The sequence below is a fragment of the Ruegeria sp. BF7 genome (assembly GCF_056538605.1).
This window is the reverse complement of the sequence record NZ_JBQFTM010000003.1, coordinates 287,350-309,575: the sequence shown is the minus strand read 5'-3', so window position 1 is coordinate 309,575 and position 22,226 is coordinate 287,350. Positions and strand designations below refer to the sequence as shown.

General features: G+C 59.2%; 22 protein-coding genes. 17 read left to right on the top strand and 5 right to left on the bottom strand.

The annotated features are described in order from the left end of the window. The first annotated feature begins 9 nt into the window (after window positions 1–9). The 5 genes from ACR0IK_RS10070 to radC are packed head-to-tail and all read left to right on the top strand — an operon-like array spanning window position 10 to window position 3,863. Window positions 10–945, top strand: a complete 936-nt coding sequence (locus ACR0IK_RS10070; RefSeq protein WP_480641376.1) for an ABC transporter substrate-binding protein — start codon at window positions 10–12, stop codon at window positions 943–945. Then, on the top strand, window positions 942–1,616 hold the full coding sequence (gene tenA, locus ACR0IK_RS10065; RefSeq protein ID WP_480641375.1) for a thiaminase II: 675 nt from the start codon (window positions 942–944) through the stop codon (window positions 1,614–1,616). The genes ACR0IK_RS10070 and tenA overlap by 4 nt, the downstream gene beginning before the upstream one ends. Continuing rightward, window positions 1,613–2,341 (top strand): ABC transporter ATP-binding protein, encoded by a 729-nt coding sequence (locus ACR0IK_RS10060; RefSeq protein ID WP_480591852.1) that lies wholly within the window; start codon window positions 1,613–1,615, stop codon window positions 2,339–2,341. The genes tenA and ACR0IK_RS10060 overlap by 4 nt, the downstream gene beginning before the upstream one ends. Then, complete coding sequence (locus ACR0IK_RS10055) at window positions 2,338–3,072, top strand: ABC transporter permease (RefSeq protein WP_480591849.1); 735 nt, start codon at window positions 2,338–2,340, stop codon at window positions 3,070–3,072. The genes ACR0IK_RS10060 and ACR0IK_RS10055 overlap by 4 nt, the downstream gene beginning before the upstream one ends. Window positions 3,073–3,107: 35 nt before the next feature. Then, window positions 3,108–3,863, top strand: a complete 756-nt coding sequence (radC, locus tag ACR0IK_RS10050) for a RadC family protein (RefSeq protein WP_480591846.1) — start codon at window positions 3,108–3,110, stop codon at window positions 3,861–3,863. 4 nt (window positions 3,864–3,867) lie between these two features. Here radC and ACR0IK_RS10045 read toward each other — a convergent pair whose 3' ends face one another. The 3 genes from ACR0IK_RS10045 to secA form a co-directional block, all read right to left on the bottom strand. Beyond that, the gene (locus ACR0IK_RS10045) at window positions 3,868–5,424 is read right to left on the bottom strand and encodes a phosphate ABC transporter substrate-binding/OmpA family protein (protein ID WP_480641374.1); all 1,557 of its coding nucleotides are present in this window, start codon (window positions 5,422–5,424) and stop codon (window positions 3,868–3,870) included. 25 nt (window positions 5,425–5,449) lie between these two features. Further along, window positions 5,450–6,373: a hypothetical protein gene (locus ACR0IK_RS10040; RefSeq protein WP_480591840.1), complete on the bottom strand. Its 924-nt coding sequence runs from the start codon at window positions 6,371–6,373 to the stop codon at window positions 5,450–5,452. 100 nt (window positions 6,374–6,473) lie between these two features. Further along, window positions 6,474–9,191, bottom strand: a complete 2,718-nt coding sequence (gene secA / locus ACR0IK_RS10035; RefSeq protein ID WP_480641373.1) for a preprotein translocase subunit SecA — start codon at window positions 9,189–9,191, stop codon at window positions 6,474–6,476. Between the two features lie 176 nt (window positions 9,192–9,367). Between secA and ACR0IK_RS10030 the strand changes: the two genes are divergently transcribed. Genes ACR0IK_RS10030 through ACR0IK_RS10020 form a run of 3 tightly spaced genes read left to right on the top strand, consistent with a single transcriptional unit; the run spans window position 9,368 to window position 11,844 of the window. Next, entirely contained in the window at window positions 9,368–10,216 is an 849-nt protein-coding gene (locus ACR0IK_RS10030) for a peptidylprolyl isomerase (protein WP_480591834.1), read from the top strand. A gap of 6 nt (window positions 10,217–10,222) precedes the next feature. Continuing rightward, window positions 10,223–11,449, top strand: coding sequence for a bifunctional glutamate N-acetyltransferase/amino-acid acetyltransferase ArgJ (gene argJ, locus ACR0IK_RS10025; protein ID WP_480641372.1), 1,227 nt, complete (start codon window positions 10,223–10,225; stop codon window positions 11,447–11,449). After that, on the top strand, window positions 11,446–11,844 hold the full coding sequence (locus tag ACR0IK_RS10020; protein ID WP_480641371.1) for a (deoxy)nucleoside triphosphate pyrophosphohydrolase: 399 nt from the start codon (window positions 11,446–11,448) through the stop codon (window positions 11,842–11,844). The genes argJ and ACR0IK_RS10020 overlap by 4 nt, the downstream gene beginning before the upstream one ends. Window positions 11,845–11,913: 69 nt before the next feature. Here ACR0IK_RS10020 and ACR0IK_RS10015 read toward each other — a convergent pair whose 3' ends face one another. After that, a complete protein-coding gene (locus ACR0IK_RS10015; RefSeq protein ID WP_480591826.1) occupies window positions 11,914–12,333 on the bottom strand; it encodes a putative quinol monooxygenase in 420 nt (139 codons plus the stop codon). A 331-nt stretch (window positions 12,334–12,664) separates the two neighbouring features. Here ACR0IK_RS10015 and ACR0IK_RS10010 point away from each other — a divergent pair, with 331 nt between their 5' ends. From ACR0IK_RS10010 to ACR0IK_RS09970, 9 genes are all read left to right on the top strand, one after another. Next, window positions 12,665–14,608 (top strand): AMP-binding protein, encoded by a 1,944-nt coding sequence (locus ACR0IK_RS10010; protein ID WP_480641486.1) that lies wholly within the window; start codon window positions 12,665–12,667, stop codon window positions 14,606–14,608. Window positions 14,609–14,686: 78 nt separating this feature from the next. Next, window positions 14,687–15,505 (top strand): ABC transporter ATP-binding protein, encoded by an 819-nt coding sequence (locus ACR0IK_RS10005; RefSeq protein ID WP_480591824.1) that lies wholly within the window; start codon window positions 14,687–14,689, stop codon window positions 15,503–15,505. A gap of 29 nt (window positions 15,506–15,534) precedes the next feature. Further along, window positions 15,535–16,521: a branched-chain amino acid ABC transporter permease gene (locus ACR0IK_RS10000; RefSeq protein ID WP_480641370.1), complete on the top strand. Its 987-nt coding sequence runs from the start codon at window positions 15,535–15,537 to the stop codon at window positions 16,519–16,521. Then, window positions 16,522–16,776 (top strand): hypothetical protein, encoded by a 255-nt coding sequence (locus tag ACR0IK_RS09995; RefSeq protein ID WP_480641369.1) that lies wholly within the window; start codon window positions 16,522–16,524, stop codon window positions 16,774–16,776. Beyond that, a complete protein-coding gene (locus ACR0IK_RS09990) occupies window positions 16,773–17,030 on the top strand; it encodes a hypothetical protein (RefSeq protein ID WP_480641368.1) in 258 nt (85 codons plus the stop codon). The genes ACR0IK_RS09995 and ACR0IK_RS09990 overlap by 4 nt, the downstream gene beginning before the upstream one ends. 3 nt (window positions 17,031–17,033) lie before the next feature. Beyond that, on the top strand, window positions 17,034–18,110 hold the full coding sequence (locus ACR0IK_RS09985) for a branched-chain amino acid ABC transporter permease (RefSeq protein ID WP_480591815.1): 1,077 nt from the start codon (window positions 17,034–17,036) through the stop codon (window positions 18,108–18,110). A 74-nt stretch (window positions 18,111–18,184) separates the two neighbouring features. Continuing rightward, a complete protein-coding gene (locus ACR0IK_RS09980; RefSeq protein WP_480591812.1) occupies window positions 18,185–19,468 on the top strand; it encodes an ABC transporter substrate-binding protein in 1,284 nt (427 codons plus the stop codon). Between the two features lie 71 nt (window positions 19,469–19,539). After that, window positions 19,540–20,373, top strand: a complete 834-nt coding sequence (locus ACR0IK_RS09975; RefSeq protein ID WP_480591809.1) for an ABC transporter ATP-binding protein — start codon at window positions 19,540–19,542, stop codon at window positions 20,371–20,373. 19 nt (window positions 20,374–20,392) lie between these two features. Next, window positions 20,393–21,613 carry a phenylacetate--CoA ligase family protein gene (locus ACR0IK_RS09970; protein ID WP_480641367.1) on the top strand — a complete coding sequence of 407 codons (1,221 nt, stop codon included), beginning with the start codon at window positions 20,393–20,395 and terminating at the stop codon, window positions 21,611–21,613. Window positions 21,614–21,680: 67 nt separating this feature from the next. Here the strand turns inward: ACR0IK_RS09970 and ACR0IK_RS09965 are convergent, their stop codons facing one another. Beyond that, a complete protein-coding gene (locus ACR0IK_RS09965) occupies window positions 21,681–22,145 on the bottom strand; it encodes a hypothetical protein (RefSeq protein ID WP_480641366.1) in 465 nt (154 codons plus the stop codon). Between the last annotated feature and the right edge of the window lie 81 nt (window positions 22,146–22,226).

Below are 22,226 nucleotides of genomic sequence, written 5' to 3'. Positions count from 1 at the left end.
ACGCGAGACATGAAGAAACTGATCACAATGATCGCCCTGCTGGCCGCCGCGCCCGCCTGGGCCGAAGACAAGATGACCGTTCTGCTGGACTGGTTCATCAATCCCGACCACGGTCCCATTATCGTGGCACAGGAAAACGGTTACTTCGCCGATGAGGGGCTTGAGGTCGAAATCATTCCGCCCGCCGATCCCTCGGCGCCACCGCGTCTGGTGGCCGCTGGTCAGGCGGATCTGGCGGTGTCTTATCAGCCCCAGTTGCACCTGCAGATTCACGAGGGCCTGCCGCTGAAACGCGTCGGCACACTGGTTGCTACTCCGCTGAACTGCCTGCTGGTGCTTGAGGATGGTCCGATTGAAACGCTGGCCGACCTCAAGGACAAGAAAGTCGGGTTCTCTGTCGCCGGTGTGGAAGAGGCGGTTCTGTCGGCGATGCTGCACACCCATGACGTCGCGCTGGACGATATCGAGATGATCAACGTGAACTTCTCGCTATCGCCGTCACTGATGAGCGGTCAGGTGGACGCGGTGATCGGGGCTTTCCGCAACTTTGAACTGAACCAGATGGATATCGAAGGCGTAGCGGGCCGGTGCTTTTATATCGAAGAAGAAGGTGTACCGCCCTACGATGAGCTGATCTATGTAGCCAACCCCGAAACAATGGACGCCGAAAAGGTCGCGCGTTTTCTGGCTGCCACCGAAAAGGCGACCCAGTTCATCGTCAACAACCCGGAGAAAAGCTGGGAGATTTTCGCCGCCACCTCGCCCGAGTTGCAGGATGAGCTGAACGCCCGCGCCTGGGTCGACACGCTGCCCCGCTTTGCCCTGCGTCCCGCGGGCTTTGACGCTGGCCGATATGCCCGGTTCGAGGCATTCCTGAAAGACAGCGGCATGATCGACAGCCTCAATCCGGTCAGCGACATCACCATCGACGTGACCGTGCAATGAGCGGATACGGCAAAGCGTTCACGCTGATGCGTGATGCGGCGCAAGGGTCGTGGCGGGACTATACCCGCCACGCCTTTGTCGAAGGGATGAAGGACGGCACCCTGCCGCGCGCGGCGTTTCTGCATTACCTTCGGCAGGACTACGTGTTCCTGATCCACTTTTCCCGCGCCTGGGCACTGGCGGTGGTGAAATCCGAGACCCATTCCGAGATGCTGACATCTGTTGCGACGGTAAACGCGCTGGTGGCCGAAGAGATGCAGCTGCATATCGGTATTTGCGCGGCAGAAGGCATCTCGGGCGAAGAATTGTTCGCGACCGAGGAACGGGCGGAAAACATGGCCTATACCCGCTTCGTGCTCGAGGCCGGGTATAGTGGCGATCTGCTGGACCTGCTGGCCGCGCTGACGCCCTGTGTGATGGGATATGGTGAGATCGGTGCCCGGTTGGCCACCGAGGCCACATCCGTCACCTATCAGGACTGGATCAACACCTATGCCAGTCCAGACTTTCAAGAGGCGTGTCAGGCGGTCGGAGAATTGCTGGATACGGCTCTAACACGCCGCATTGGGGTGGATTTTGAGGCCTCACTGCGGTGGCAACGTCTGTGTCGGACCTTCCGCACCGCGACAGAGCTTGAGGTGAATTTCTGGCAAATGGGCCTGACCCCGTGACCCCGGCACCCGACCTGACCATCAGCGGTTCGGCCACAATCGGTGGCGCGACTCTGTTCGCACCGTTGACGCTGACCCTTGGGGCGGGGCAATGGACGTGCCTGTTGGGCGGGTCGGGTGTTGGAAAAACCACGGTTCTGCGCTTGATTGCAGGGCTGGACACCGGGGCTGAGTTCACCGGCAAGATTGCGGCCAGCGATATCCAACTGGTGACCGAGCGCGTAGCCTATATGGCGCAGGACGATCTGCTGTTGCCCTGGGCGACGGTGGCGCAGAATGTTTCACTGGGCGCGCGGCTGCGGGGTGAGAAGCCGGATCTTGCCCGCCGCGACCGGCTGATCGAAAGGATGCGCCTGCAGGATCACGTGACCAAGAGACCCCGCGAACTCTCGGGAGGGCAGCGGCAGCGCGTGGCCTTGGCGCGCACGTTGATGGAAGATCGGCCGATTGTGCTGCTTGATGAGCCGTTTTCAGCGCTCGACGCCCGCACCCGCGCGGACATGCAGGATCTGGCGGCTGAGGCTTTGCAGGGGCGGACCGTCCTGCTGGTCACCCATGACCCGGCCGAGGCCGCCCGGCTGGGCCAGTCCATCTTGGTGATGACTCAGCACGGCCTGACCCCCTGCCAGCCGCCAGCCGCGCCCGTTCCGCGCAAGGTCGATGACCTTGGGTCGCTGGAGACACAAGGTGCGCTGCTGCGTCTTTTGCGAGAGGAGGCGGCGTGAAGTACCTTTCGGCCCTTGCCGCGACCCTGTTTGCACTGACGGTCTGGCAGGCCATTGTCTCGTTGACCGGTCTGCCCAAATTCATCCTGCCCGGACCCGCCTTGGTCGCAGAAACATGGTGGCAGAACCGTTGGCTGATTGCCGAACACACGTGGATCACTGCGATTGAGGTGGTGGTCGGGCTTGCTTGTGGCACGGTTCTGGGGGTGGTCACTGCGTTGCAACTGGCCAATTCCCGCGCCGCGCGGGTTCTGGTGCAACCGATGCTGGTGTTCACGCAGGCGCTGCCGGTTTTTGCGCTGGCTCCTCTGTTGACCCTCTGGCTGGGCTACGGGTTGTGGTCCAAGGTGGCGATGGCAGTGCTGATCATCTATTTCCCGATTACCTCGTCCTTTTTCGACGGGCTGATGCGGACGCCAGCCGGGTATCTCGATCTGGCGCGCACCATGCAGGCCAACCCGCGCGCTGTGTTGTGGCATATCCGGATACCGGCCGCCTTGCCCTCGCTGGCGTCGGGGATGCGACTGGCGGCGGTTTATGCGCCCATCGGGGCGGTGATCGGTGAATGGGTCGGTTCCTCGCAAGGTTTGGGGTATCTGATGCTGTTGGCCAATGGCCGGGCCAAGACCGATCTGATGTTTGCGGCGATGCTGACGCTGGGGGTGTTCTCGATCCTGCTGCATATGCTGGTCCGCCGCGCCACGGCCCGCATGGCGGGTGAGGCGCGTTAACCTTTCGGAAACCGATTCTGCGCCAGTCTTGGCGTATGACCCAGGACGCCTTTGCCGAAGCCCCGATGCTGTTTGAAACTGACGAAGCCCCGGTGCAGCCGCTGCCTTCGGGGCGGTTGCCATCCTATATCAAAGATCACCGCAAACGGCTGCGCGAAAGGTTCATGTCCGGTGGATCAGCGGCGATGCCGGATTATGAGCTTTTGGAACTGGCCCTGTTCCGATCCATCCCCCGGCAGGACGTCAAACCACTGGCACGGGCGCTGATGGATACATTTGGCGATTTCAACCGGGTGCTGACCGCGCCCGAAGAACGGCTGCGCCAGATCAAGGGCGTTGGGGATACGGTCATCACCGACCTGAAAATCCTCGAGGCCTGCGCCCACCGCATGGCGCGTGCGCGGGTGATGCAGCGACATGTGATCTCGGGCTGGGACGCGTTGCTGGATTACTGCCACACAACCATGGCCCATCGCGAAACCGAGCAGTTCCGGGTGTTCTATCTGGACCGCAAGAACGTACTGATCGCAGATGAGGAACAGGCCAAGGGCACCGTCGATCACGTGCCGGTCTACCCGCGTGAGGTGGCGAAACGGGCGCTGGAACTGAATGCATCGGCCCTGATTCTTGTGCACAACCACCCATCAGGCGATCCGACCCCGTCGCAGTCAGATATCGACATGACCAACCGGATTCAGGATGCCTGTCTGGCTTTGGGCCTGACACTGCATGACCACCTGATCATCGGAAAATCAAATGAACTGAGCTTTCGATCGGAAGGGTATCTTTAGCGGGTTACCGAACCCAGACCTCGACTCGACGATTGACCTTGCGGCCCCATTCAGTGTCGTCGCAGGCCATCGGCATGGCCTCGCCGAACCCGTCGACCTCAAGTTCGATACTGTCGGGGATCGCGGTTTCCACCGCAGCCAGCACCGCATTGCGCACCGTTTTTGCCCTCAGCAGGGCAATCTGCGCATTGGCCGCTGCTTCACCTTCGCCGTCGCTAAAGCCGACAAAGACCAGTTTGCGTGCATTCAGCGTACCAGCCTCAAGCTGCTGGGCCAGGTGCTGGATGTTTGACCGCGATTGCGCGTCGGGCCGCGAGGACCCTGTTTCGAACCGGAAAGACAACGACAAACGGGACAAAGGCCGCAACGTCGTGACCATACGCTGCAGCTCTTCCAGACCAACCTCGGCGCCGCCCGAGGCAACGGCATTTGCAAACCGGTTTCCCTGCAGTTCGATGGGCATCCTCTCGGGTGCCTGATCGACAAAACCCGCATCGCGGATCACCATCTGTGCCTCAGAGCTTTGGGTATAGGCAAGAAACTGACGGGCGATACGGGGCAGGCGGCGCTGGGGCAGATACAGGAACATGGGCGAGGTCAGCGGGTAATCCTCGGTCTTGATCGTTTGCCGGGTGGCCATCAGAGCATGACCACACCCTCCAGCCAGCGGCAAGGCACGGGCCATATCGGCCTCGGCCTGACTGGCGATACCGATGGCAAAGGGATCATCGGCCACAGTACGCACCAGGTCGCTGCTACGCGTATGTCGGAGGACGGTGTTCGACAGGGAAGCGTCGGCGGGGGTTAGAAAACGATCCTCGACCCCTTGCGCCAATCCCGACCCGGCATCGGGCAGATGCAAGGCAATCGGTGCGTCCGGCCCACCCAGGGCGGACCAGTTGGCAATCTCACCGGACAGCACCAGCGCGAGATCGGATAGGGAAATATGCGGGACCGGGTTGCCGGGTGCCACAATGGGAACAAGCGCGTCCAGTGCCACAACCCGCGACCGGCGCGCACGGGTCAGGTCTCCCAGACCGGCGGCCTCGGCGGCCTTGTGCTCAGCCGGGCGGATTTCGCGTAAGGCCATCACGATATCGGTTTGCCCTGCGATCAGGTCGGTAAAACCGCGACCTGTATTGCCGATGTCGAAAAAGAACCGTCCAAGCGGGGCTTCGCGCCCGGTCTGGTGCAGTTCATACATCAGTTTGTCGCTTTGCTTCGTAAGGGGCTTTGCGGACAACCCCTCCTGTTCAGCAAAGCCCATCAGAAGCGCGGGCAGCACCTTCTCGGCCATGACGGACGATCCCGAAAACCGCAGTTCAGCCACGAAGTCGATCAGGTTGGGACAGGCGGGACCGTCGCAGCTGACCCCTGAGCCGTCGACGGTCAGCTCGCCGAACTGGGTGTCGACGCGGTAAAACTCGCCATCGAAGCCTAGAAGGGTTCCGGTCACCTCGACCTTGCCGTCATGAGAGGTGAGCGTAATGTCTTGCGCCTGAACAGCTGAGGCAAATGTTGCCGAAAACAGTGCGGCCGCCGCCACACGAAGAAATGTCATTGGAAAATCGAGCCTGCCTGCGGGTTTAGTTTGCCGCGATTGTCAGGTTTTGAAACAGATTATTCAACACCAGAAACTCACCGGTTCTGGAACAATCCGGAAAGTTCAGCGTCAGGTCACGCGAACGCAAGCTCCGGTCATACTGAAGTTCCAGGGACTGAACGCTCAGGTCCTGACCGCAATTGGCCTCGGTCACCTCGGCCTCGACCGTCACAACGATCGACCCAGATTGGGGCGACTGCGCCGCTGGAAAAGAGTAGACCTCCACGTTGCGGGCATCATTAAATGCAGGCTGTGCCAGATGCACGACGTTGCCCGTACCCTGCGTGTCGGACCCGGCCGAGACATGACCCGCGTCGCCATAGCTGGCGCCAAATTCCAGCGCATGCAGCTGTAGCTCGGTTTCACCCTGCCACTGCAGGGCGACGCGGGAATACTGGCCAATGTCGGGAATGTGAGTGGTGGCTACGGTCCCTTTCTGATCGTCAAGCGAGATCAGAAAGATCGCGTATTCCGACAGGGCCGGTATAGTCAGATCCAATGTGCCGTTTGCGTCTGTTTCCTGCGTGACGGTCAGACCGCTATGATGCACCTCGATCCGCTCATTGCCGTGGCAGGGGGCTTTGACGATCAGGCGGGCGGCGGCACCGGGCACGGCACGAGCCCGGGCGCTGAGGCCACAATCGGCGCGGTCGGAGGGGGTTGACCGGCGGGGCTTTAACGTCCGTTGCGTTGATGATGTGATCTGGTCCGTTCCCGGGGCGGGTGGCGAGGAAGTCAGGACAATGTCCTCGAGCCCGGACACAGCTGCGTTCGGGGCGGTGGCCACAATTTCAGGATCCTGCGAACCGTTTGGTCCGGCAGGAAACCCGTTTTGCATCAGGTAACCAATCGCCAACGCGCATACGACAGTGCCGCCGGTGGTCACGTAGTTCTTAATTACAAACAAGACACCCTCCCCAGTTGAAGGAGCGAGTCGGACATTGATGGTCAATCACGGCCAATATGTGGCCGTGGCGGGGACTCAATGTGTCTGCGATTAGCTGACGTTAGGTCAGGCGTCCGTGGCAATGTTTGAACTTTTTGCCCGACCCACAGGGGCACCGGTCGTTGCGCGACGGGTTGCCCCATGTGCTGGGATCGTTCTCGTCAAAACCGGGCAGCGGATCGCCCGAGGCTTGGGCCTCGGCCGTGGCTTCGGCACGGTCCGCAGCCTGATCAACGGACTTTTGCGCCTGTGCCTGCTGAGCCGCCATCTGCGCAAGCATTTCCTTTTGCTCTTCCTCGGTCAACGGACGCACGCGCGACAATTGCTGGGTCACGGTTTCGCGCAGGCTGTCAAGCATCCCTTCGAACAGCTGGAAGCTTTCGTTTTTGTATTCGTTCAGCGGATCGCGCTGGGCGTAACCGCGGAAGCCTACGACCGAGCGCAGATGTTCCAGCGTCAGCAAGTGCTCGCGCCATTTGCTGTCGATGGTCTGCAGCAGAACCTGCTTTTCGATGTTGCGCATGTTTTCGGGACCGAAGGCAGCTGCCTTCTGCGCCATCATCTCGTCGGCGGCATTGACCAGACGTTCGCGCACCTGTTCATCATCGACGCCTTCCTCGGCGGCCCAGTCCTGTACGGGTGCATCGATGGTCAGCTTTTCCTTGATCGCCTCGTGCAGGCCGTCGGTGTCCCACTGATCGGCATAGGATTTCGGCGGCATGTATTCGTCGATCAGGTCGTCGATCACCTGTTCGCGCATGTCCGAGACGATCTCGGACAGATCATCCGAGGACATGATCTCGCGCCTTTGGCTGAACACCACTTTCCGCTGATCGTTCATCACGTCGTCGAATTTCAGAACATTCTTGCGCATGTCGAAGTTGCGGCCTTCGACCTTGGATTGCGCGCGTTCCAGCGACTTGTTGACCCAAGGGTGAACGATGGCCTCGCCCTCTTTCATGCCCAGTGTGGTCAGGACCTTGTCCAGCCTCTCTGACCCGAAAATGCGCATCAGGTCGTCTTCGAGGCTCAGGTAGAACACCGTGCGGCCCGGGTCGCCCTGACGGCCCGAACGGCCACGCAGCTGGTTGTCAATGCGGCGGCTTTCGTGGCGTTCGGACGCCATCACGTAAAGACCACCTGCGGCGAGAACCTTTTCTTTTTCTTCCGCGTGACGCGCCTCTTCGGCGGCGCGCAGCTGGGCCGGGTCGGCTTCGGGGTTTTCTGCCAGCGCCTGCAGAACCTTCATTTCCACATTGCCGCCCAACTGAATGTCGGTACCGCGGCCGGCCATGTTGGTGGCGATGGTCACCGCGCCCAGACGGCCGGCATCGGCGACGATCTGCGCCTCTTGCTCGTGCTGGCGGGCGTTCAGAACGTTATGCGCGATTCCTTCTTTTTGCAGCAGTTGGCTCAGCAGTTCGGATTTCTCGATGGACGTGGTGCCCAGCAGGACCGGTTGGCCCTTTTCCTGCGCCTCTTTGGTCTGTTCGATCATCGCGTTGTATTTCTCGGCACCGGTGCGATAGACCTGATCGTCTTCGTCCACACGGGCGATCGGCTTGTTGGTTGGAACCTCGACCACGCCCAGACCGTAGATTTCGGCAAATTCCTCTGCCTCCGTCAGCGCGGTGCCGGTCATGCCGCTCAGCTTGTCGTACAGGCGGAAATAGTTCTGGAAGGTCACGCTGGCCAGCGTCACGTTCTCGGGCTGGATCTGTACGCCTTCCTTGGCTTCGATGGCCTGATGCAGACCTTCCGACAGGCGGCGGCCCGGCATCATGCGGCCGGTGAATTCGTCGATCAGCACGACATTGCCGTCACGCACGATGTAATCCTTGTCGCGCGTGAACAGCTTGTGTGCGCGCAGGCCCTGGTTCACGTGATGCACGACCGTGGTGCTTTCGGGATCATAAAGCGAATGGCCTTCGGGGATCAGGCCTGCGGCAATCAGCTGCTGTTCCAGAAACTCGTTGCCCTCGTCGGTGAAAGTCACGTTGCGAGATTTCTCGTCCAGCGAGAAGTGATCATCGCTCAGCGACGGAATCAGTGCGTCGATGGCGGTATACAGGTCCGAGCGGTCCTGCGACGGACCCGAGATGATCAGCGGCGTCCGCGCCTCGTCGATCAGGATCGAGTCGACCTCGTCCACGATCGCGAAATTGTGGTACTTCTGGTAAATCTCGGCCAGATCGGCCTTCATGTTGTCGCGCAGGTAATCGAAGCCCAGCTCGTTGTTGGTGGCATAGGTGATGTCACAGGCGTAGGCGGCTTTCTTTTCGGCATCGGGCTGGCCCGACCAGATCACGCCGGTGGTCATGCCGACGGCAGCAAACACCTTGCCCATCCATTCCGAGTCCCGCTTGGCCAGGTATTCGTTCACCGTGACCACATGCACGCCCTTGCCGGTCAGCGCATTCAGATAGGCAGGGAAGGTGGCGACCAGCGTCTTGCCCTCACCCGTTTTCATTTCCGAGATGTTGCCCTGATGCAGGAAGGTTCCGCCCATCAGCTGCACGTCAAAGGCACGCAGACCCAACGCGCGCTTGGCGCCTTCGCGCACGTTGGCAAAGGCTTCTGGCAGAAGATCATTCAGACTTTCGCCATCCAGCGCGCGCTTGCGCAACTCGGCGGTCTTTTCGATCAGGCCTTCGTCGGACAGCTTCTCGAACTCGGGTTCCAGCGCGTTAATCTTTTCGATCAGCGGGCGGGTCGCCTTGATCTTGCGGTCGTTCGGTGTTCCGAACACCTTTTTGGCGAGCGTTCCGAGTCCCAGCATGTTCACTCCAGCGGATCTGTTCTTATCGTGGTTGCGACAGGCTTGCCCACCTTGCGCGCAACCCATAGATACGGGGGGTGAAAGGCGGCCCTGTCCAAGGCTTCAAAGCGATGTAAGCGGCAGGTCCCAGAGTGTCAACGCTGCGCCCTGTCGCGGCAAAGAAATAGGATGATTCCATGCCCAAAGGCCTCACTTTTCTGCCATCGCTGGCGCTTGCCGCAACGATGGCCCTGCCATTGGCCGCCGAAACCAAACCCGACGCCAGCACTGTCATCGCGCGCGTGAACGGGGATGAGATCACATTGGGTCACGTCATCGCCACCGGAGCGGTTCTGCCGGAACAATACCAGCAGATCGAAGACGACGTCCTGTACGAACTGATTGTCGACCAGTTGATCCAGCAGACCCTGCTGGGCCAGCAGCAGGATGCTTTGTCCAAGCTGAATACGCTGGCGATCGAAAACGAGACGCGGTCCCTGCGGGCGGTGCAGACAGTGAATGCGCTGATCGAAGAAGAGCTGACGGATGAGACGATCCAGGCGGCCTATGACGCGAAATACGCCGATTTCAAAGGTGCGGATGAATTCAACGCCAGCCACATCCTCGTGGAAACCGAAGAAGAAGCCAAAGAGATCAAGGCGCAACTGGACGACGGCGCCGATTTTGCCGAGCTGGCCAAGGAAAAATCGACCGGCCCCTCCGGTCCGAATGGGGGTGAGTTGGGCTGGTTCGGCTCGGGCCAGATGGTTCCAGCCTTCGAGGCGGCCGTGATCAGCCTGGAAAAGGGTCAGGTATCTGAGCCGGTGAAAACCCAGTTCGGCTGGCACGTGGTCACCCTGAACGACAAGCGCAAATCCGAAGCGCCCGAACTGGAGCAGGTCCGTGCCGAGTTGAGCCAGACCCTGCAGCAAGAAGTCATTCAGGCCCGGATCGACGAACTGACACAGCAGGCCGAGATCGAACGCCCCGCGCTGGAAGGCGCCGGTCCCGAGGTTCTGCGTCAGACCGATCTGATTCAGGAGTAAACACTCGTGGCCACGATCACCAAGGTCTCTCCGCTGGCTCCGGCGGCTTTTCCCGAATTGCCCGCAATTGACGGTGCGCGTTTCGCCACCGTCGAGGCAGGCGTGCGTTATCAGGGACGCACCGACGTCATGCTGGCGGTTCTGGATCCGGGCACTTCGGTGGCCGGGGTTTTTACCCGGTCTGCCACCCGCGCGGCGCCGGTGCTGGATTGTCAGGACAAGATCGGTGGGGCCAGTGACGGCCCGGCGGCGATTCTTGTGAACTCGGGCAATGCCAACGCTTTCACCGGGCATTACGGTCAGACTTCGGTGGCCGAGGTGACGCAGGCTGTGTCCAAAGCCACTGGGGTTCCGGTCGAGCGTGTCTTTACCTCGTCGACCGGCGTGATCGGTGAACCGCTGCCCCACGACCGCATCGTGACCCAGCTTGAGGCGTTGAAATCCGGCCTCAGCCGCCATGCCATCGAGGATGCCGCACGCGCCATCATGACCACCGACACTTTCCCGAAAGGAGCCTCAGCACAGGTCGAGATTGACGGCAAAACAGTCTCTATTGCAGGGATTGCTAAGGGTTCCGGCATGATCGCGCCGGATATGGCGACGATGCTGGTTTACATCTTCACCGACGCGCTGGTTGAGCAATCGGCGCTGCAGGGGATGCTGGGCACGCAGACAGATCGGACGTTCAACTGCATCACCGTGGACAGCGATACTTCGACCTCGGACAGCCTGCTTCTCTGCGCCACCGGGTCCTCGGGCGTCGATGCCACCGGCAACGCCGCCTTTGCAGACGCGTTGGAATCCGTGATGCTCGATCTTGCGCAGCAGGTGGTGCGTGACGGTGAAGGGGCCACGAAGTTCGTGGAAATCCGCGTGACCGGGGCCGCCTCGGACGCGGATGCCAAGGTGCACGGGCTGGCCATCGCCAACTCTCCGCTGGTGAAAACCGCCATCGCGGGTGAGGACCCGAATTGGGGCCGCGTCGTCATGGCTATCGGTAAATCCGGTGCGGCAGCGGATCGCGACCTGTTGAGCATCTCTTTCGGCGACATTTTGGTCGCCGAAAAAGGCTGGGTCAGCCCGGACTACCGCGAGGAAGACGCGGCCACCTATATGAAAGGTCAGGATCTGGTGATCGCCGTCGATCTGGGGCTGGGTGAGGGGCAATCCACCGTTTGGACCTGCGACCTGACCCATGGATATATCGAGATCAACGCGGATTACCGCTCGTGAAAACTGTTCTGGTATCTGCTGTCGCCCTGATCGATATTGAGGGCCGGGTGCTGCTGGCGCAGCGCCCGGAGGGCAAATCCATGGCCGGCCTGTGGGAGTTCCCCGGCGGCAAGATAGAACCCGGCGAAACCCCCGAGGCTGCTTTGATCCGCGAATTGCACGAGGAACTGGGCATCGACACCTGGGCCTCGTGCCTCGCGCCACTGACCTTTGCCAGCCACAGCTATGACGATTTCCACCTGCTGATGCCTCTGTTTGCCTGCCGGAAGTGGGAAGGCATTCCTCAGTCCAAAGAAGGTCAGGCGCTGAAATGGGCGCATGCGAAAGAGCTGCGCAATTTCCCGATGCCTGCGGCGGACGTGCCGCTGATCCCGATATTGCGGGATTGGTTGTAGCAGCACTGCGCCGCCGGTGCCGAACTCTGTTGAATTAGGCAAACCGCATCGATCAATGCCTTGGGATGCTTAGCGGGCAAAGCCTGCAATTTTTTCCAGGTAGACCGCTGGTGCGTCTGCAAAGACTTCTTTGAGATCATCTTCGGCCGGGCCATAGACGGCTATGCTTTCGACAGTGAAGGTGGCAAAAAAATCGTCAGCGAAATTTGATCCAAAATTCCCCATATGGACCATTGCTGCCGCATTGTTGGCATAACGTTCATAGATATGTACCGTGTCGCCGGACCGCATGTATTCATAGATCAATGCGTCAGGTTCGTTGGTCATCGTTGCGTCCGACATCCGGGTCAACAGTGGCACAACGTTGTCCCCCATGCCTTCGTTGATGGACATAACAATGCTCCAGTGGACGTCGTCAGAACTCTGATCATCCGCCAAAGCGCCGGTTGACGCAAAGGCCAGTATCATGGCGGCTACAATATGTTTCATAATTACTCTCCCAAAGAAAATAAGGTTCAGGATCGCATTCGAGTGTCCCCACGTCAACTTTCGGGCATCGTGGAGGGAGAGATGCGATTGTTGCCACCTCACCCTTTCCCAATGAAACTACGTTGGTTTGGCGCAGCACCTTTCCGGTCGCCTGTTACAATTCGTAATAATTGAGAAAACATCAGGCAAAACTTGACGATGATCTTTCTCGCGTCCCTTATCGGGGCATTGGCGTTCGGGCACCATCCCGGACCCGCCATTTCCGACCCGGAGGAGGGGTCGGGTGGGGAGGAGAAAGAGATTGGCTCAGACGCAGTCGGGCGCGGACGGGATGGCCTCCCTTCCGGCGCTGCTACATCGAAATGCGACACAGTTCGGGGATGCCCCGGCCTATCGGGAAAAGGAATTCGGCATCTGGCAATGCTGGACCTGGGCGGAAACCGCTGCCGAGGTCCGCGCGCTGGCGCTTGGATTTCTGGAGATTGGCGTTGGAAAGGGTGACCATATTGCCGTGATCGGCCGCAACCGTCCGGCACATTACTGGTCGATGGTTGCCGCACAGATGGTCGGTGCGGTTCCGGTGCCTCTGTATCAGGACTCGGTGGCCGAAGAGATGGCCTATGTGCTGGAGCATTGCGGCGCGAAATACGTGGTCTGCGGTGATCAGGAGCAGGTCGACAAGGTCATCGAGATTCAGGAAAACCTGCATCAGGTCAAACACATCCTCTATACCGACAAGCGCGGGATGCGGAAATACGACCACTCCCAGATGAATGCGCTGGAAGACCTGAAGGCCGAGGGCAGCGCGGGCCATCAGCGCTTTGATGCGGAACTGGACCAGCGAACTGCTGCGATCACCTATGACGACACCTGCGTGATGCTCTATACCTCGGGCACCACGGGTAAGCCCAAGGGCGTGGTGCTGTCGAACCGCAACGTGATCGAAAGCGCCAAGAATTCGGCGGAATTTGACCACCTGACCCGGAGCGAGGACATCCTGTCTTACCTGCCGATGGCCTGGGTGGGCGATTTCATCTTCTCCATCGGTCAGGCCTATTGGTGCGGGTTCTGCGTGAACTGCCCCGAAAGCGCCGACACGATGATGACCGACCTGCGCGAGATCGGGCCGACCTATTTCTTCGCCCCGCCGCGCGTGTTCGAGACTCAGCTGACCAATGTGATGATCCGGATGGAGGATGCGGGCAAGCTGAAGCAGCGCATGTTCCATCACTTCATGGCCCATGCAAAGAAGGTCGGAGGCCTGTTGTTGGACGGTAAACCCGTGGGTTTTGGCGACCGTATGAAATATGCGCTGGGCAATTTGCTGGTTTATGGCCCGCTCAAGGATACGCTGGGCTATGGCCGCTTTCGTGTGGGGTATACTGCTGGTGAGGCGATCGGGCCGGAGATTTTCGATTTCTATCGGTCGCTGGGCATCAACCTGAAGCAGCTCTACGGTCAGACCGAAGCCACCGTTTTCATCACGGTACAGCCGGACGGTGAGGTGCGTGCCGATACGGTTGGTGTGCCCGCGCCGGCGGTTGAGTTGAAGATCGGCGATAATGGCGAGATCTATTATCGCTCACCCGGTGTGTTCGTCGAGTACTACAACAACCCCGATTCCACCGCTTCGACCAAGGATGCCGAAGGCTGGGTGGCCACCGGAGACGCTGGATTCATCGAGGAAAGCTCGGGTCATCTGCGGATCATCGACCGCGCAAAGGATGTGGGCAAGATGGCCGACGGCTCGATGTTCGCGCCGAAATATGTCGAGAACAAGCTGAAGTTCTATCCAGATATTCTGGAGGTCGTGCTGTTCGGCAATGGCAAGGATCGCTGCGTCGCCTTCATCAATATCGACCTTACCGCAGTGGGGAACTGGGCGGAACGCAACAATGTGGCCTATGCGTCCTACCAGGAACTGGCGGGTCATCCCCGTGTGTTAGAGACGATAAAGTCCCACGTGGAAGAGGTGAACAAATCCGTGGCGGCTGATGAGATGCTGTCGGGCTGCCAGGTGCATCGCTTTGTAGTTCTACACAAGGAACTGGATGCGGATGACGGTGAGATGACCCGCACGCGGAAGGTGCGGCGCGGGTTCGTCGAAGAGAAGTTCCAGGACATCATCAATGCGCTTTACGACGGGTCCAAGAGTGTCTCAACTACGACCGAGGTGACCTATGAGGACGGCCGCAAGGGGTCGATCTCGGCGACGCTGGAGATTGTGGACGCGCCGGTGGTACCGGTGGCGCAGCACAAGGTGGCTGCGGAATGAGTGCCGGTCGTGCGCCGCTCGACCTCTGGTCATCGCCCCGCCCGCCGTCCCGTTTTTGCAAAAGTCAGGGAGTGACTGATGCTGGATAGTACCGAAGGATATGTCACCGAGGACGGTCGCAAGATCGGCGGCGTGGTGATGGAGATGAAAAACATCACCCTGCGCTTTGGCGGTGTGATTGCGATCAAGGATATCTCGTTCGACATTCGTGAGGGCGAGATTCGCGCCATCATCGGGCCGAACGGGGCGGGCAAGTCCTCGATGCTGAACGTGATCTCGGGGTTCTATGTCCCGCAGGAGGGCGAGGTTTGGTTTCACGGCGCCAAGCGCCCGCCGATGCGGCCTTATGAGGTGGCACGTCAGGGCATTGCCCGCACGTTTCAGAATATTGCCCTGTTCGAAGGCATGAGCGTTTTGGACAACGTCATGACCGGGCGGCTGAACTACATGAAGACCAACATGTTCCAGCAGGCCTGGTGGAAGGGCAAGGCCGAGGCGGAAGAGGTGCAAAACCGCGAAGCCGTTGAGAAGATCATCGACTTTCTGGAAATCCAGCACATCCGCAAGACACCCGTTTCCCGCCTGCCCTACGGTTTGAAAAAACGGGTCGAGTTGGCGCGCGCGCTGGCGGCCGAACCCAAGCTGCTGCTGCTGGATGAACCGATGGCCGGCATGAATGTCGAAGAGAAAGAGGACATGAGCCGCTTTATCCTCGATGTGAATGACGAGTTCGGCACCACAATCGCCCTGATCGAGCACGACATGGGCGTGGTGATGGACCTGAGCGACCGGGTGGTCGTGATGGATTACGGCAAGAAGATCGGCGACGGCACACCAGACGAGGTGCGCAGCAATCAGGACGTCATCGATGCCTATCTGGGGGTCAGCCATGACTAAGCATCCGACAGACATGAGGAGCGGCGCAGATGCCTGAACAACTCGTATTCGCGATGGAGGTCATCCTCAACGGTCTGATGGCCGGGGTGCTGTATGCGCTGGTCGCGCTGGGTTTTGTACTGATCTACAAGGCCTCCGGAATTTTCAATTACGCCCAAGGGGTTATGGCTCTTTTCGCGGCAATGACGCTGGTCGGAATCATGAGCGGCCAAGTTCCATTTGCGCACATGATCAACGCGACCTTCGGAACGCATGTGCACAAGTTCGGCTGGAATGTGCCGGCACTGCTGGCGATCATCCTGACCATGGGTGTCATGGTGCTGCTGGCCTGGGCGGTGCAGCGGTTCGTCATGCGCCATCTGGTGGGGCAGGAACCGATCATCCTGTTCATGGCCACGATCGGCCTGGCGTATTTCCTTGAGGGCGTGGCCGACCTGATGTGGGGCTCTGAGATCAAGACGCTGGATGTAGGCCTGCCGCAGGGCATCAACCTGTGGATCGATGAAAGCACCTATAACATCTTTGGCTACGGTTTCTTCATCGACAATCTGGACATCGTGGCGACGGTGATTGCAGCTCTGCTGGTAGCGGCTCTGGTGGCGTTCAGCCAATATACCAAACAGGGCCGGGCAATGCGCGCTGTGGCCGATGACCACCAGGCGGCGCTGTCGGTGGGCATCTCGCTGAACTTCATCTGGATCATGGTGTGGTCGGTGGCCGGATTTGTGGCTCTGGTCGCAGGCATCATGTGGGGCACCAAGTCGGGCGTTCAGTTCTCGCTGTCGCTGATCGCGCTCAAGGCGCTGCCGGTGCTGATGCTGGGCGGGTTCACCTCGATCCCCGGCGCCATCGTCGGCGGGCTGATCATCGGTGTGGGTGAGAAACTGTTCGAGTTCGCCATCGGCCCACTGGTCGGCGGCGCAACCGAGAACTGGTTTGCTTATGTGCTAGCCTTGATCTTCCTTGTGTTCCGACCCCAAGGTCTCTTCGGTGAGAAAATTATCGAGAGAGTATAGATGGATAACCTGAGCCCCCTTTTCAAAGCCCTACCAATTGCCTTGTTGGTCTATGGACTGGCTCGTTCGCTGGCTGAGTGCTTTGAGATTAATTTGACTGGTTCAAACATGGCAATGACAGGCGATACTGAGTGGGAGATGAGGATGCTTCTCTACGCTGGTTACTTGCGGGCACTAGATTCGCTGTTCTTCTACGCCGCCTTTGCTGGGGTGGTTCACTGGCTGAACATCAGAAACATAGGTGCTCCAGCATGACCAAACTCATCGCCATCATCAACGTGATCGCATGGGCCGGGTTCTGGGCCTTTGGATACATCGCCATCACCTCGGAAGATCTGACGGACGGTCAGCTGACCATCGCTGCGATCTTGGCCTTCGCCGGGCTGATCATGGGCGTGCTGGCTTATCTGAAACTGGTCCGCGCTTCCGAGGCGAGCGGATACGCCAAAGGGTCCAATCAACTTGACACCGAAGCCCGCAATCGGGCGCAGGAAGAATGGGAAAAGTAAGACATGTTCTATCGTGAGGCCGGGGACTTCAAAACCTCGTACATTGATGACAGCCAGACCTTTCCGATTAAGTTCGACCGATATCGGTACTATGTCGTGCTGGCGGTGGCGTTCGGGATCATTCCGTTCCTGATCAACGACTATCTGGCCAACGCGCTGTTGCTGCCGTTCCTGATCTACGCGATCGCGGCGATCGGCCTGAACATTCTGGTAGGGTATTGCGGTCAGGTGTCGTTGGGCACCGGGGGATTCATGGCCGTGGGCGCCTATGCCTGCTACAAGCTGATGACCGCTTTCCCGGATGTCAGCATGTTCATCCATGTGATCCTGGCCGGGGGGATCACGGCCTTTGTCGGCGTGTTGTTCGGTCTGCCATCACTTCGGATCAAGGGCTTCTATCTGGCGGTGGCCACGCTGGCAGCGCAGTTCTTTCTGGTGTGGTTGTTCAACCGGGTGCCGTGGTTCTACAACTACTCGGCTTCGGGTCAGATCAACGCGCCGGAACGTGACGTGTTTGGCATCATCATCACCGGGCCGAACGCGCCCGCATGGGCGACCTATCTGTTCTGCCTGATCTTTCTGACCGTCTGTGCCCTGATCGCACGCAACCTGACGCGCGGCACCACCGGGCGCAGCTGGATGGCAATCCGCGACATGGATATCGCGGCCGAGATCATCGGGGTGAATCCGCTGAAGGCGAAACTGACCGCCTTTGCCGTCAGCTCGTTTTTTGTGGGTATCGCAGGAGCACTGTTCTTTGCGGTCTATCTGGGCGCGGTCGAGGTCGGCGAGGCTTTTGGAATCCAGAAATCGTTCCTGGTGCTGTTCATGATCATTATCGGCGGGTTGGGCTCGATTTTCGGCTCGTTCGCGGGGGCGGCGTTTCTGGTGCTGCTGCCGGTGGTACTGAAAGTGGTCGGCGCTGACTGGCTGGGCTGGCCCACGGATATCGTGGCGCATCTGCAGCTGGTAATCGTTGGCGGGCTGATCATCCTGTTCCTGATCCTTGAACCGCATGGTCTGGCGCAGCTGTGGCGCGTGGCGAAAGAAAAACTCAGACTCTGGCCGTTCCCGCACTAAGGGGCAGGCCCAATCAGATAACGGGTGCAAAAGCCCGACCCCAACATCGGATAAACCAAGGGAGGAAACACCCGATGAAATTGAAACTGGCAACCGCGGCGCTTGGCGCCCTGATGGCCGCAGGGCCGGCTCTGGCGGATCTTGTGATCCCCGATCTGAGCTATCGTACTGGTCCATTTGCCGCTGGCGGCATTCCGTTCTCGGATGGCTACAACGACTATTTCACGATGCTCAATGAACGCGATGGTGGCATCGGCGGCGTTCCAATCCGCATGGTTGAATGCGAAACCGGATACACGACCGAAAAGGGCGTCGAGTGTTACGAAGCCACAAAGAACGAAGGTTCACTGGTGTATCAGCCACTGTCCACCGGCATCACGTATCAGTTGATTCCAAAGGTTTCGGCGGATGGCATTCCGTTGCACACAATGGGCTACGGCCGGACATCGGCCGCCAATGGCAAGGTCTTTGAGTGGGTCTTTAACTACCCCGCCAATTACTGGAACGGAGCATCCGGCGCGATCAATCATCTGCTGGAGGAAAACGGCGGCGATCTTAGCGGCAAGAAAGTCGCGCTGGTTTATCACAACTCGGCTTACGGCAAGGAACCGATCCGCACGCTGGAAGAACTGTCCAAAAAGCACGGCTACGAGCTTGCCCTGCTGCCCGTCGATTCCCCCGGTCAGGAACAGAAGTCGCAATGGCTGCAAATTCGTCGTGATCGACCTGATTACGTCATTCTCTGGGGTTGGGGCGTTATGAACCAGGTTGCCATTCAGGAAGCTGCGAATATCCGCTTCCCGATGGAGAACATGATCGGTATCTGGTGGTCTGGCGCGGAACCGGACGTTATCCCTTCGGGTGAGGCGTCCAACGGGTATAAAGCGCTGGCCTTTACCGCAACGGGCGATGATTTTCCTGTTTTCGACGACATCAAGAAATACGTCCACGAAACAGGTAAGGCGGCTGGCGCCGGTGACAAGGTAGGTACTGTTCAGTACAACCGCGCGGTCTACGCCGCGATGTTGGCGGCCGAAGCCATCCGGACAGCGCAGGAAATTCACGGCGTCGCCGATATCACGCCTGTCATGATGCGCGATGGAATGGAAGCACTCAGCATCACCGAGGATAGAATGGCCGAGCTTGGAATGAGCGGCTTTGGCCCGACATTCGATGTCAGTTGTGAAAACCACGGTGGCCCCGGTCTGGTTGGTGTCACGCAATGGGATGCATCTGCACAAACGTGGAATGTTGTTTCTGACTTCAAGCCGACCGACGGTGAAGTGATCGGCGCGCTGATAGACGAAGATTCTGCGGCTTACGCAGCGGAAAACAACATCGACTCGCGCTGCAACTAAGGCGCTTTTAAACACCGGGGCGGCGGTGAACTGCCGCCCCGAACCCCACACTCGCACAAGGACACGCGCAGATGCTGGATGCGGCTCAAAACACCGAAGTTCAGGCAGAAACCCTGCTTGAGGTGAACAACATCGAGGTGATCTACAACCACGTCATCCTGGTTCTGAAGGGTGTCAGCCTGACCGTGCCCAAAGGGGGCATTACCGCCCTGCTCGGCGGCAACGGGGCGGGCAAGACCACGACGCTCAAGGCGGTGTCGAACCTGCTGCAATCGGAACGCGGCGAGGTCACCAAGGGCTCGATCAAATATCGCGGAACCAGCGTGCATGAAAGTGACCCGGCTGATCTGGTGGAAAAGGGCGTCATCCAGGTGATGGAGGGTCGCCATTGTTTCGAGCATCTGACGGTCGAAGAAAACCTGCTGACTGGTGCCTATACCCGTAAGGACGGGAAAGCGGCGATCCAGCAGGACCTTGATCTGGTTTATACCTATTTCCCCCGCCTCAAGGAACGCCGCCGAAGCCAGGCAGGTTATACCTCGGGCGGTGAACAGCAGATGGTGGCGATGGGCCGGGCCCTGATGTCGCGCCCCGAAACGATCCTGCTGGACGAGCCCTCGATGGGTCTGGCGCCGCAGCTGGTCGAAGAGATTTTCGGTATCGTGAAGGATCTGAACGAGAAAGAAGGCGTGTCCTTCCTGCTGGCTGAACAGAACACAAACGTGGCGCTGCGGTTTGCCCATTACGGGTACATTCTGGAATCAGGCCGCGTGGTGATGGATGGACCGGCGGCCGATCTGCGTGAAAACCCGGACGTAAAGGAATTCTATCTGGGCATGTCGGATGAGGGGCGCAAAAGCTTCCGCGACGTACGCTCATATCGCCGCCGCAAGAGGTGGTTGTAAGCGGATGGAGGATATGGTCATGACCAATTACTACGACGCGCTCGAGACCCGTTCAGCCGACCAACGTGCCTCCGATCAGGCGCAGGCCCTGCGCGTACAGCTTCAGCGGGCCTTGTCCGCGCCGGGGTTCGAGGCGCATCTGGCCGAGGCCGACACCGATGCCGTCGCCTCGGTTGCGGATCTGGTAAAGTTGCCGGTTTTGCGTAAATCCGATCTGGCGCAAGCGCAGGCGTCGCGGCCTCCGTTTGGCGGGTTTACCGTCAAACCGGCGCGGCATTTCCACCATGTGTTTCAATCCCCCGGCCCGATTTACGAACCCGGCAGCACCGACCCCGATTGGTGGCGCATGGGGCGGTTCCTGCATGCGGCGGGCGTAGGTCCGGGCGATATCCTGCAGAACTGCTTTGGTTACCACCTGACCCCTGCGGGCATGATCTTTGAAAGCGGCGCGCGGGCTGTGGGGGCAGCAGTGCTGCCCGCCGGCACCGGCCAGACCGAGCTGCAGGTGACTGCCGCGCGCGACGTAGGCTGCACTGCTTATGCGGGAACCCCGGATTATCTGAAGGTCATTCTGGACAAGGCGGATGAAATGGGCGTGACGTTGGGCTTCAACGCAGCCGTTGTAGGCGGCGGCGCGCTGTTCCCGTCCTTGCGTCAGGAATATGCCGACCGCGGCATTTCCTGCCTGCAGTGCTATGCCACCGCCGATCTTGGCAATATCGCCTATGAAAGCCCCGCGATGGAGGGGATGATTATCGACGAGCATGTCATAGTCGAGATCGTAACACCGGGTACCGGAACCCCCGTTGCCGAGGGTGAGGTGGGTGAGGTCGTGGTGACCTCGCTGAACCCCGACTATCCGCTGATCCGGTTTGCCACCGGTGATCTGTCAGCGATTATGCCGGGGGTATCCCCCTGTGGCCGCACTAATCTGCGGATCAAGGGCTGGATGGGTCGGGCCGATCAGACCACCAAGATCAAAGGCATGTTCGTGCGCCCCGAGCAGGTGGCCGCGCTGGTCGACAAGCATGAAGAGATCGTCAAGGCCCGCGTTATCGCCGCCCGTCAGGGCGAGATGGACACCATGACCGTTCAGATCGAAAGCCCCCGCGACGACGATGCGGCCTATGCCAAATCGGTGGTCGAAGTGTTGAAGCTGAAAGGCGCGATCGAGGTGGTGGCCCCCGGATCGCTGCCCAAGGACGGTTTGGTGATCGAGGATCAGCGGGTTTACGAATGAAAAATCCGAGGGCGGTGTATTTTGTGCCGCTCGCCAACATCAAAAGATACGTTGTTGGCGCGGTTTATCATTTGCGATTCAAGACACTGTTCACACGCACTGGAATGCCATCATTTTGCAGCACGATACCTGAATACAGGCTGTAAGCCAAAAACGAGTGGATGGGGTGCATACTCCATTGAAGCTCGTCCTTCGGGATCAATCCGCCAATAATAACCCCTTTTCCGTCGTAATCGTATAACCTCATTACAACATTGGTTTGAGCAATCGGATCTAGTACGCGGAACCCGTTTGCAGCCATCCAGCCCATCAGTTTGTCGGGGTTTGACAATTTTTCGGCCACTGAAAGCAGACAATAATCCAGCTCTTCCAGAAATCTGATTTCCTTCCAGTTCAGCTTTGAGTTTTCCAATTCGGTTTTGCCCGTTTCCAGACATTTCGCAGCAAACTCTACGTCATCACTCGTATCCGCACGTGCCGACGAGCATTGGAAGGCAACAAGTGACAAAAAGAGAAGCACTTTGATTTTCATCGAATTCCCAACTTTGAGCCTTTGAATGAGTTGGAGCTGATCCCAATGATCGCGGCAAGTCTGGAATTCCTACGAATGTCC

Excerpts from the sequence above, each read along its gene's own strand:
- ACR0IK_RS10045 (WP_480641374.1), bottom strand. The coding sequence starts at position 5,424 with ATGACATTTCTTCGTGTGGCGGCGGCCGCACTGTTTTCGGCAACATTT.
- ACR0IK_RS09965 (WP_480641366.1), bottom strand. The coding sequence starts at position 22,145 with ATGAAAATCAAAGTGCTTCTCTTTTTGTCACTTGTTGCCTTCCAATGC.
- ACR0IK_RS10030 (WP_480591834.1), top strand. The coding sequence starts at position 9,368 with ATGCCCAAAGGCCTCACTTTTCTGCCATCGCTGGCGCTTGCCGCAACG.
- ACR0IK_RS09970 (WP_480641367.1), top strand. The coding sequence starts at position 20,393 with ATGACCAATTACTACGACGCGCTCGAGACCCGTTCAGCCGACCAACGT.
- ACR0IK_RS09975 (WP_480591809.1), top strand. The coding sequence starts at position 19,540 with ATGCTGGATGCGGCTCAAAACACCGAAGTTCAGGCAGAAACCCTGCTT.
- secA (WP_480641373.1), bottom strand. The coding sequence starts at position 9,191 with ATGCTGGGACTCGGAACGCTCGCCAAAAAGGTGTTCGGAACACCGAAC.
- ACR0IK_RS10000 (WP_480641370.1), top strand. The coding sequence starts at position 15,535 with ATGCCTGAACAACTCGTATTCGCGATGGAGGTCATCCTCAACGGTCTG.
- ACR0IK_RS09990 (WP_480641368.1), top strand. The coding sequence starts at position 16,773 with ATGACCAAACTCATCGCCATCATCAACGTGATCGCATGGGCCGGGTTC.
- ACR0IK_RS10005 (WP_480591824.1), top strand. The coding sequence starts at position 14,687 with ATGCTGGATAGTACCGAAGGATATGTCACCGAGGACGGTCGCAAGATC.
- ACR0IK_RS10070 (WP_480641376.1), top strand. The coding sequence starts at position 10 with ATGAAGAAACTGATCACAATGATCGCCCTGCTGGCCGCCGCGCCCGCC.
- tenA (WP_480641375.1), top strand. The coding sequence starts at position 942 with ATGAGCGGATACGGCAAAGCGTTCACGCTGATGCGTGATGCGGCGCAA.
- radC (WP_480591846.1), top strand. The coding sequence starts at position 3,108 with ATGACCCAGGACGCCTTTGCCGAAGCCCCGATGCTGTTTGAAACTGAC.
- ACR0IK_RS09985 (WP_480591815.1), top strand. The coding sequence starts at position 17,034 with ATGTTCTATCGTGAGGCCGGGGACTTCAAAACCTCGTACATTGATGAC.
- ACR0IK_RS10015 (WP_480591826.1), bottom strand. The coding sequence starts at position 12,333 with ATGAAACATATTGTAGCCGCCATGATACTGGCCTTTGCGTCAACCGGC.
- ACR0IK_RS09980 (WP_480591812.1), top strand. The coding sequence starts at position 18,185 with ATGAAATTGAAACTGGCAACCGCGGCGCTTGGCGCCCTGATGGCCGCA.
- ACR0IK_RS09995 (WP_480641369.1), top strand. The coding sequence starts at position 16,522 with ATGGATAACCTGAGCCCCCTTTTCAAAGCCCTACCAATTGCCTTGTTG.
- ACR0IK_RS10010 (WP_480641486.1), top strand. The coding sequence starts at position 12,665 with ATGGCCTCCCTTCCGGCGCTGCTACATCGAAATGCGACACAGTTCGGG.